We start from the raw sequence: 10,846 nt of genomic DNA on the forward strand, positions 1-10,846 counted from the left end.
TGACCTTGGCGAAATCAACTACCGCCTGGTACGCGTGCGTTGACAGTGCACGGGGGTGGCTCCACCATGCAACGCGGTATCAGCGGGCCAGGGCATGTCCTACCGCTGGTTACCGCAGGTGGCAGTGGTAAAGCGTGTCCGCCCCCAGCAGAAGGAGCGCCCGTGGCCCCCTGGCCCCCTCTCCCCGGCAACCCCCTTTCCGGGCCCGGCGACCCCGGTTCCCGCCCTCCTGCCTCCTCTCCCGGCGGTCCGTCTCGTCCCGGGGCTGCCCCTGCCGGGCAGACCGCCGGGGCCGCTCGGCCCGGTCCCGCCCCCGACGGGCCCGCCGGCCCTGGGACCGCGGGCCGTGACCTCGTCGTCGCGCTCTCGCCCTTCGAGGAGCCGGGCGAGCGGATCGTCGTGGCGGCCGAACGCGCGGGCGCGCTCGGTCTGCTGGACCTCGGCCGGGACGCCGACGCCGCGCGCGCCGCGCTCGCCAGGACCGGACGATTGCGCCACGGAGTGCGGGTGCCGGTGGGATGTCCGCTCACGCCCGCCGACCTGCCCGACGAGGTCGACACCGTGCTGCTCGCCGACCCACGGTCGTACACCGCCGTGCCGCACGCCGTCACGCACGCCGCCACCGGACCGAGCGCGGTCCCCGGGCAGAGCGCGGTCCCCGGGCCGGACGACTGGGCCGGCGGCGGGCGGCGCCGCGTATGGGCCGAGATCACCACCCCCGAGGAGGCCGCTGCGGCGTGTGCCGCCGGAGCCACCGCGCTCGTCGCCCGGGGCCATGAGTCGGGCGGCCGGGTGGGCGAACTCACCACCTGCGTCCTGTTGCAGCGCGTACTGGCCGACCCGGCTGTGACGATCCCCGTGCTCGCCGCCGGGGGCATCGGCCCGCACACCGCCGCCGCGGCCGTCGCGGGTGGCGCGGCCGGAGTGCTGCTCGACTCCCAGCTCGCGCTGACCACCGAGGGCGAGGCCCGGCTGCCCCTGGCGGTCGCCGCCGCGATCCGGGCCATGGACGGCAGCGAGACCACGCTCGTCGCGGGCCACCGGGTCCTCACCCGCCCGGACCTCACCACACCCGCGGCCGCCGGCGCCGCGGAGACCGGCGCCGGGGCCACCGGGGAGAACACCGGCCCGGCCCGCGTCGCCGCGCTCCTCGGCGCCCGCGACCTGCACACCCAGCTGCTCCCCGTCGGCCAGGACGGTGCGTTCGCCGCCCGGCTCGCCGCGCGGCACCGCACCACCGGTGGCATCGTGCAGGCGGTACGGACCGGTCTCGCGGAGCACCTCGCCGCGGCGGCACGCACCCGGCCGCTCGCCCCGCGCCCCGGATCCCGCCATCTCCCCGTGGCCCAGGGGCCGATGACCCGGGTCAGCGACGAGTCCGCCTTCGCCGCCGCCGTGGCCGCCGAGGGCGGACTGCCCTTCCTCGCGCTCGCCGTCATGGATGGCGGGCAGGTGCGCCGGCTGCTGGCCGAGACCGCCGAGCGGCTGGGCGAGCGCCCGTGGGGCGTGGGACTGCTCGGCTTCGCACCGACCGAACTCCGGCGCGAACAACTCGCCGCGGTCGCCGAGTTCGCCCCCGAGTACGCCCTCATCGCCGGTGGCCGGCCCGCCCAGGCCGCACCCCTCGAAGCGGCCGGGACACGGACCTACCTCCATGTCCCGGCACCGGGGCTGCTGGAGCGCTACCTCGCCGAAGGCGCCCGGAGATTCGTCTTCGAAGGGCAGGAGTGCGGTGGTCACATCGGCCCCCGGGCCAGCTTCCCGCTGTGGGAGGAGCAGATCGAGCGGCTGACCGCCCACGCCCGGACGCACGGCGGGACGGCCGAGGACCTGGACCTGCTCTTCGCGGGCGGCATCCACGACGCCCGCTCCGCCGCCATGGCGGCAGCCGCCGCGGCCCCGCTCACCGAGCTCGGCGCCCGTATCGGCGTCCTGATGGGCACCGCATACCTGTTCACCCAGGAGGCCGTGGCCACCGGCGCCGTACTCCCCGGCTTCCAGGGCACCGCGCTGGCCTGCGACCGGACCGTACTGCTGCGGACCGCACCGGGCCATGCCACACGCTGCGCCGAGACGGCCTACGCCGAGGAGTTCGCGGCGGCCGAACAGCGCCTCGCCGTGCAGGGCACCGACCCGCGCGCCCGGTGGGAGGAACTGGAGCGCCGCAACCTCGGACGGCTGCGCCTGGCGAGCAAGGGCCTGCGCCATACGGACGGCGGGCCGCCCGCGCCGGTGGGGGAGCCGGAACAGCGCCGGGAAGGCCTGTACATGCTGGGCCAGGCCGCCACCGCCCGCAGCGCCCCCACCACCGTCGCCGCGCTGCACACCGACGTCACCGAGGGGGCCACCGCACAGCTCACGGCGCGGGCGGAACAGTTCCGGACCCCCGACGGGCAACCGCAGCGGGACGCGGAGCCGCTGGACATCGCCATCGTCGGCATGGCGTGTTTCTATCCCGGCGCGGCCGACACCGCCCGCTTCTGGTCCAATGTCGTCGCCGGCGTCGACTCCGTCACCGAGGTCCCCGCCGAGCGCTGGGACACCGGTACGTACCACGACCCGGACCCCGCGCGGGCGGGCGAACGCACCCCGTCGCGCTGGGGCGGCTTCCTGCCCGCCATCCCGTTCGACGCGCTCGCCCACGGCATCCCCCCGGCCTCCCTCACCGGCATCGAGCCCGTGCAGCTCCTCGCCCTGGAAGCGGCCGCCAAAGCGCTGGCGGACGCCGGATACGCCGACCGCGACTTCGACCGCACCCGCACCAGCGTCGTCTTCGGTGCCGAGGCGGGCGCCGAACTGGCGGGCGCCTACGGCCTGCGCACGCTGCACCCGGCCTACCTGGGAGAGCTGCCGCCCGGCCTCGACGCCGAACTGCCCCGCCTGACCGAGGACTCCTTCCCCGGCGTGCTCGCCAACGTCATCGCCGGGCGCATCGCGAGCCGGCTCGACCTGGGCGGCGCCAACTGCACCGTCGATGCCGCCTGCGCCTCCTCGCTCGCCGCGCTCGACCTGGCCTGCCGCCAACTGCGCGACCACGACAGCGATATGGCGCTGTGCGGCGGCGCCGATGTGCACAACGGCATCAACGACTATCTGATGTTCGCGTCCGTACGCGCCCTGTCGCCCACCGGCCGCTGCCGCCCCTTCGACGCGGCGGCCGACGGCATCGCGCTCGGGGAGGGCGTGGGCGCACTGGTCCTCAAGCGGCTCACGGACGCCGAGCGCGACGGCGACCGGGTCTACGCGGTCATCAAGGCGGTCGGCACCTCCAGCGACGGACGCTCCCTCGGGCTGATCGCACCGCGGCCCGAAGGCCAGCGGCGCGCCCTGGAACGCGCCTACCGACGCGCCGGGATCAGTCCCGCGCAGGTCGGACTGCTCGAAGCCCACGGCACCGGAACGGTCGTCGGTGACACCGCCGAACTCGGCGTCCTCACCGCACTGTTCGAGGACGCGGGAGCCGCACCGGGCAGCTGCACACTGGGCTCGGTCAAGTCGCAGATCGGGCATACCAAATGCGCGGCCGGCCTGGCCGGGCTCATCAAGGCCGCACACGCCGTGCACACGGGCGTACGGCCGCCGACCCTGCATCTGACCCGGCCGGCTGCCGACACCGGACCGGACACCGGACCGGACACCGGCCCGTTCCGCTTCGACGCCGGGCACGCACGGCCCTGGCCGGTCCCCGTGGGGCGGCGCATCGCCGGGGTGAGCGCCTTCGGTTTCGGCGGCACCAACTACCACGCCGTGCTCGCCGGTTACGACGGCGCTCCCGAGCCCGCCCACGCCCTGACGCACTGGCCCGCCGAGCTCTTCTGTTTCCGAGGGGCCGACCGCCCCGCCGCCGAACGGGCCATGGAGCGCCTCGCCGCGCGGCTGGCGGACAACGACGCCGCCGGACGGCCCTGGCCGCTGCGCGACCTGGCCGCCGAGACCGCCGCGGCACCGGGTCCTGTCCAGCTCTGTGTCGTGGCCGACGACCTCGACGATCTCGCCGTCAAGCTGGCGGCCGCCCGCCGGTTCGACGCCGTCGAGGGCGTGTATCCGCGCCGGCCGGACGCCGACCCCGGACCGGTCTCCTTCCTCTTCCCCGGCCAGGGGAGTCAACGGCCCGGAATGCTAGGCGAGTTGTTCCTCGCCTTCCCCGCGCTGCGCGGCCTGCTGGACGACGCCGATCCGGAGTGGGTCGCGGCCATGTTCCCGCCCACAGCCTTCACCGCCGAGGGGCGGGCCGCCCAGCAGGCCGCCCTCACCGACACCCGCGTCGCCCAGCCGGCGCTCGGCCTCGCCTCCGCCGCCGCACACCGGCTGCTCACCACGCTCGGCGTGCGCCCCGACTGCACGGCGGGGCACTCCTACGGCGAGCTGACCGCACTGTGGGCCGCGGGTGCCTACGACACCGGGACGCTGCTCCGGCTCAGTGCCCGCCGCGGCGAGGCGATCCTCGGGGCGGCCGGGGACGACCCCGGGGCGATGGCCGCCGTCGTGGCCACCCCGGAGCGGGTTCGGGATCTGGCGCAGGGCGCCGGGGTCGTCGTCGCCAATCACAATGCGCCCGAACAGAGCGTGATCTCGGGGCCCACGGACGCCGTGGACGCGGCCGTGGCGGCGCTGCTCAGCGCCGGGGTGCAGGCGAGGCGCCTGCCGGTCGCCTGCGCCTTCCACAGCCCGCAACTCGCCGCCGCCCGCGACGAGCTCGCCGCCGAACTGTCCGCGGCACAGGTGTCCGCGCCCGCCTTCCCGGTCTGGTCCGGCGCCACCGCGCGCCCCTACGAGCGCGACGCCTGTGCGGTACGCGTCACCCTGGCGGACCAGGTCGCCGCACCGGTGCGCTTCGTGGAGCAGATCGAGGACATGTACGCCGCCGGGGTGCGCACCTTCGTGGAGGCCGGACCCGGCCGGGTGCTCACCGGCCTGGTCGGGCACATCCTGGGCGGACGGCCGCACACCGCCGTGGCGTTGGACGTGCCGGGCGAGCCCGGACTGGCCCGGCTGCCGCACGTCCTGGCCCGGCTCGCCGCGGCCGGGGTCCCGATCGATCCGGAGGCCCTGTTCCGCGGGCGTACGGCGCTCCTGCCCGCCACGGCTCCGCGCCGCCCGGGATGGCTGGTGGACGGGCACCTGGTGCGCACCGCCGACGGCGCCTTCCTGCCGGGCGGGCTGCGCCCGGCGCGACGCGTGGACACCCGGCGGGGCGATGAGGGGACGGCGCCCACAGGCGGCACCGCATCCGGCACCGCATCCGGCACCGCCTCCGGTACTGCACCCGGTGACGCGGCCCGGCAGGATGCGGTGCTGGAGTACCTGCGGGTCTCACGAGAGCTGGTCGTCGCCCAACGGGACGTCGTGCTGAGGTACTTGGGGGAGGCTACCGCGGCCGGCCGGACGGCGCCCGTCGCTCCGGCCGCCCCGTTGTACACGGCGCCCCTGGCGGGCGGTGCCGGGGCCCCCGCCGAAGTCGCCGAAGCCGCCCTCGCGCCGGCGCCCGTCATCGAGGCGAAGCAGCTGAGCTCCGACGAACTCCTCGACGCCGTACGGGAGATCATCCACACCCGCACCGGCTATCCGCGCGAGATGCTCGACGCCGGGCTGGACCTGGAAGCCGATCTCTCGGTGGACTCCATCAAGCGCGTGGAGATCATCGGCGCACTGGCCGACCGGATCGGACTGCCGCAGGACGCCGACGGCGCCATGGAGTCGGCGGTGGAGCAGCTGGCCCGGGTCAAGACCATCAGCGGCATCGTCGACTGGATCGCCGCCGCCCACGCCGAGCCCGCACCAAAGGCCCCTTCCTCGGCCGAGCCCGCACCGGGCCTGGCCTTGTCCGGGTCCGCACCGGACCTGGCCTTGTCGGCGTCCGCACCAGCCCTCTCCTTACGCGGGTCCGCACCGGATCCCGCCGCCTTCCCGCCCGAACCGGCCCCCGCCACCCCCGACTCCGCACCGGCCGTCCTGGTGCAGCCCGCGCCGTCCTTTCCCGCGCCGCCCGCCACCGTCCACCCGCCCGCCGCGGGCGCCGCGGGCCCCGCCCCCGTACCGCAGCCCCCCACCCGCCACCTGGTCCAGGTCACCCCCCTCGGCCCGCCCGCGAGCCGGCCGCCCGCCGAGGTGGTGGCGGGCAGCGACTTCACGGTCGTGGAGGACGGGCAGGGGGTGGCGCTCGCGCTCGCGGCCCTCCTGGAGAGCCATGGCGCACGGGTGCGTACCGTCCCCGCCGAGCGGCTGGCCGAGGCCGCGGCCGACGGGGCGGGCGGGCTGGTGGACCTCAGTGCCCTGCGGGCGGGCCGCGGTGCGGTACTGCCCGGACAGTACGCGGGGCTGCGTGCCGCCCTCACCGGCGGAGCGCGGTGGCTGCTGCTGGCCACCGCGGCGGGCGGCACCTTCGGCCACGACGCCACCGAGGAGGCTCCCGACCCGCTGCCCGGCGCCGGGCTGCGCGGATTCGCCCGTACGGCCGCCCTCGAATACCCCGAGGTCCTCATACGCGCCGTGGACATCGACCCCAAGGACCGCCCCGAACGCATCGCCGCCCACCTGCTCGCCGAACTCTGCGCACCCGGCGAACCGGTCGTCGTCGGCCGCACCAACGGCACCCGCACCACCCTGCGCACCGTCCCCACACCACTGCCCCGCGACCTCACCGCCGCCGGCCGGCCGCCGCTCGGTGCCGGCTCCGTGGTGCTGCTGACGGGCGGCGCGCGCGGTATCACCGCCCGCACGGCCCACGCCCTGGCCCGCGCCCACGGCTGCCATATCGAACTCCTCGGGCGCACACCCCTGGAGGGGGGCCCCGAGGACCCGGCGCTCGCGCACGCCCACGACCGCATCGCGCTGCGCGCCGCGCTCATCGCCCAAGGGCTGCGCAGACCGGCCGAGATCGAGGCGGCGGCCACCCGGGTCCTGGCCCGCCGTGAGATCACCGGCACGCTCGCCGCCCTGGAACCGCTCGCCGCCTCCGTGCGCTACCACGCGGCCGATGTCACCGACGCGGCCGCCGTCCGTGCCGTGGCGCAGGACATCCGGGACCGGCACGGCCGTCTCGACGGGATCGTGCACGGCGCGGGCACCCTGGAGGACAAGCTGCTGCGGGACAAGGACCCGGCCTCCTTCGCCCGGGTCTTCGCCGGCAAGGTCGACGGGGCCCGTCATCTCCTGTCGGCAGCCGGTGACGACACGGGCTTCCTCGCCCTCTTCGGCAGCGTCGCCGGGGTCTTCGGCAACCGCGGCCAGGCCGACTACGCCGCCGCCAACGACGCCCTGGACACCCTCGCCAGAGCCTGGTCGGCGCGTACGGCCTGCCGTGTCCTCGCCGTGGACTGGGGGCCGTGGGCGGCCGACGCCGGCGGCATGGTCACCCCGGAGCTGGAGCGCGCCTACGCCCGCCGCGGCATCCCGCTCCTGGACCCCGATGCCGCGGTCGCCGCCTTCCTGGACGAACTGGCCCATGGCACCTCGGCCCAGGTCGTCCTGGCGGCGGAGGCGGGCGCGGAGGCGGGCGATGAGTGAGCCCGGTGCCCGGCGGCCCGGTCCACGGCCCACGGACGCGGCGATCGTCGGCATGGGGGCGGTCTTCCCCGGCGCCGGTGATCTCGCCGCGTACTGGCGCAACCTGCTGGCCGGCACGGACTGCATCACCGACGTGCCGCCGGGCCGCTGGGACCCGGAGATCTACTACGACCCGCACGGCGCCGAAGGCCCCGCCCGCAGCGACCGCTTCTACTGCCGGCGGGGCGGCTTCCTGGACGAGCCGGCCGCCTTCGACCCCACCCGCTTCGGCATCATGCCCAGCGCCGTCCCGGGAGCCGAGCCCGACCAACTGCTCGCCCTGCGCGCGATCGCCGACGCCATCGCCGACGCGGGCGGCCAGGAGCGGCTGCCCGCCGACCGCTCCCGTATCGGCGTCATCCTCGGCCGCGGCGGCTTCATGGGCGTCGCCACCGCCCGGCTCGACCAGCGGGTCCGTACGGCCCACCAGCTCGCCGTCACGCTGCGCGAACTCGTCCCGGAATGGGGGGAGTCGAAGATCACCGCCATCAGGGAGGCGTTCCAGGCGAGCCTGGGCCCCGAACAGCCGGAGGCGTCCATCGGCCTGGTGCCCAGCTTCACCGCCGCCCGGACCGCCAACCGGCTGGACTTCCGCGGCCCCGCCTACACCCTCGATGCGGCCTGCGCCTCCTCGCTGCTGGCCGTGGCGCAGGCCGTCGATCTGCTGGCCGCCGGACGCTGCGACCTCGTTGCGGCCGGAGCCGTGCACCACTGCCATATCGCCACCCTGTGGAGCGTCTTCACCCAGCTGCGCGCCCTCAGCCCCTCCCAGAGCATCCGCCCCTTCGACCGCCGGGCCGACGGCACCCTGCTCTCCGAAGGCACCGGCGTCGTCCTCCTCAAACGCCTGGCCGACGCCGAACGCGACGGGGACCGGGTCTATGCGGTCCTCCGCGGGGCGGGAGTGGCGGGGGACGGGCGTGCGTCGAGTCTGATGAACCCCCGGACGGAGGGGCAGATCCGGGCGCTGGAGCAGGCCTGGGGCAGCGCCGGCCTCGACCCGGAACACCCCACGGCACTCGGCCTGCTGGAGGCGCACGGGACCGGAACCCCGGTCGGCGACGGTGCCGAACTGGACACCCTGGCCCGGGTGTTCGGGCCGCCCGGCGCGGGTCGGTCACCGGTCGGCCTGGGCTCGGTGAAGTCGATGCTCGGGCACACCATGCAGGCCGCCGGCATCGCCGGACTGATCAAGGCCGCGCTCGCCGTCCACCACCGGACCCTGCCGCCGACCCTGCACCTGGACGAGCCGCACGAGGGCCTGGCACGGACCCGGATGCGCCCGGTCACCGAGGCCGAGCCCTGGGACGCCGGACGGGCACCCCTGCGGGCCGGTGTCAATGCCTTCGGCTTCGGCGGAATCAACGCCCACGTGATCCTGGAGGAAGCCCCGGGACGGCAGCGTGCCGACGCGCCGCCCGTGCCCCGGAACTCCCCGCTGCGGACGGCGGAAGGGGAGCGGACGGCGGAACCGTTGCGGGCGGCGGAACCGGAGCGGACGCCGCGCACGGCGGTACCGGACCGGACGCCGCGCACGGCGGTACCGGAGCGGACGGCCGTACTGAAGCCGACGGCGCGCACGGTGGAACCGGAGCGCACCGTACTCCTCACCGCGGACTCTCCCGGCGCACTCGCCGAAAAATTACGGAACGTGGCGGAGGGGGGCACGGGCGCGGATAGGGGCCTGCCCGTCGACGACGGCCCCTGCCGCCTCGCCCTGCTCGACCCCACCCCGCAGCGCCGCGCCCTGGCCGCCAAGATCCTGGCGCGCGGACTGCCGTGGCGGGGGCGCGGCGAGGTGTGGTTCACCCCGAGCCCCTTCTTCGGGCCGTACGCCCGGGAGACGGGAGCGCGGCTGGCCTTCGTGTTCCCGGGGCTGGAGGCGGAGCCGCCGCCGCGCGTGGACGACATCGCCGACCGGTTGTCCCTGCCCCGCCCCACGGTCTCCGGCGGCAGCGGCCTGGTCGCACGAGCCGTCGACTCCTTGGCCGTCGGCCGGCTGCTCGCCCGCGCCCTGACCGAACTGGGCATCGTCCCCGACCTGTTGACCGGCCACAGCCTCGGGGAATGGACCGCCATGGTGGTCGCCGGGATGTATCCGCACCGGGCCGTGGACACCTTCCTCGATTCGCTGCGGCCCGGCTCCCTCGCCGTACCCGACCTGGTCTACGCGGCACTGGGCTGCGGCGCCGCACAGGCGGCCGCGGTGCTGGAAGGCCTGGAGCGGGTCGCGGTCAGCCACGACAACTGCCCGCACCAGTCGGTGATCTGCGGAGCTCCCGAGCAGCTGGCCGAGGCCGTGAGCAGACTCGCCCGGCAGGGTGTACGGGCCCAGGAGATGCCCTTCCGCTCCGGCTTCCACACGCCGATGTGGGCGCCCTACCTCGGCCAGGTCGGGGCCGCCTTCGACGCGTTGCCGCTGCGGGACCCACGCCTCCCCGTATGGTCGGCCACGACCATCGCCGCCTTCCCCCAAGAGCCCGTAGAGATACGCCAGTTGGTGCTGCGGCACCTCCTGGAACCGGTCCGCTTCCAGCAACTGACCAGACGGCTGTACGAGACGGGCGTACGCGCCTTCGTCCAGATCGGCGCCGGCAGCCTGACGGGCTTCGTCGCCGACACCCTCCACGGGGAGGACCATCTCGCCGTCGCGGCGGCCGACTCCCGCCGCGACGGAAGGGCGCAACTGCGCCGGCTGTCGGCTGCTCTGTGGGCCGAGGGGCTGCGCCCGCGCTGGGAGCGGCTGGAGCCGCCGGCCGGGGCCCCCCTGGCTGTCGCGGACACCACGCCCGCGGCGGCCGCCGCGGCCGCCGCGGATCACGCAGTGGACCCGGCTGTCGGGGATCACGGTGCCGCCCCGGTTGTCGCCGACAGCGCCGTGGCCCCCGCCGTCGCGGACCACGCCCCAGCCCAGGCAGGAGCCGCAGCCCCATCAGCCGCCGCCGCCCCGTCAGGACCCGCTGCCCCGTCAGGACCCGCTGCCCCGTCAGGAGCCGGTGCCCCGTCAGGAGCCGGCGCGTCGGTCCGGCTCGACCTCGGCTCGCCGTTGGTCCGCCTCGGCGGCACGGCGCCGGACACCGGGCTTTTCGCGCCCGCGGGCCCACCCCCACCCCCGAACCCACCCTCCTCCCCCTCCCCCGAAGGGGGAGGGGGCGGGGGAGCGCTGCCGCACCCCTGGCCGCCGGTCGCGGAACCCGTCCGGCAGGCCCTCGACGCCCTCCTCGCCGAAACCCGGGCCGCAACCCACACGGTCGCCACGGCACCCGCCCGGCAGCCCTCCGCCCCCGCCCCCGCCCTCGTC

At 76.1% G+C, this 10,846-nt stretch carries 2 protein-coding genes; both read left to right on the plus strand.

What is annotated here, in order from left to right; all coding sequences use genetic code 11:
• The first annotated feature begins 162 nt into the window (after positions 1–162).
• Positions 163–7,506, plus strand: a complete 7,344-nt coding sequence (locus IF67_RS0130055) for a type I polyketide synthase (protein ID WP_030990982.1) — start codon at positions 163–165, stop codon at positions 7,504–7,506.
• Positions 7,499–10,846, plus strand: a 3,348-nt coding sequence (locus IF67_RS0130060) for a type I polyketide synthase (RefSeq protein WP_158713183.1), incomplete at its 3' end; no start/stop codon positions are given. The genes IF67_RS0130055 and IF67_RS0130060, both read left to right, overlap by 8 nt.

The organism is Streptomyces sp. NRRL S-1813 (assembly GCF_000719605.1).
GTDB lineage: Bacteria > Actinomycetota > Actinomycetes > Streptomycetales > Streptomycetaceae > Streptomyces > Streptomyces decoyicus.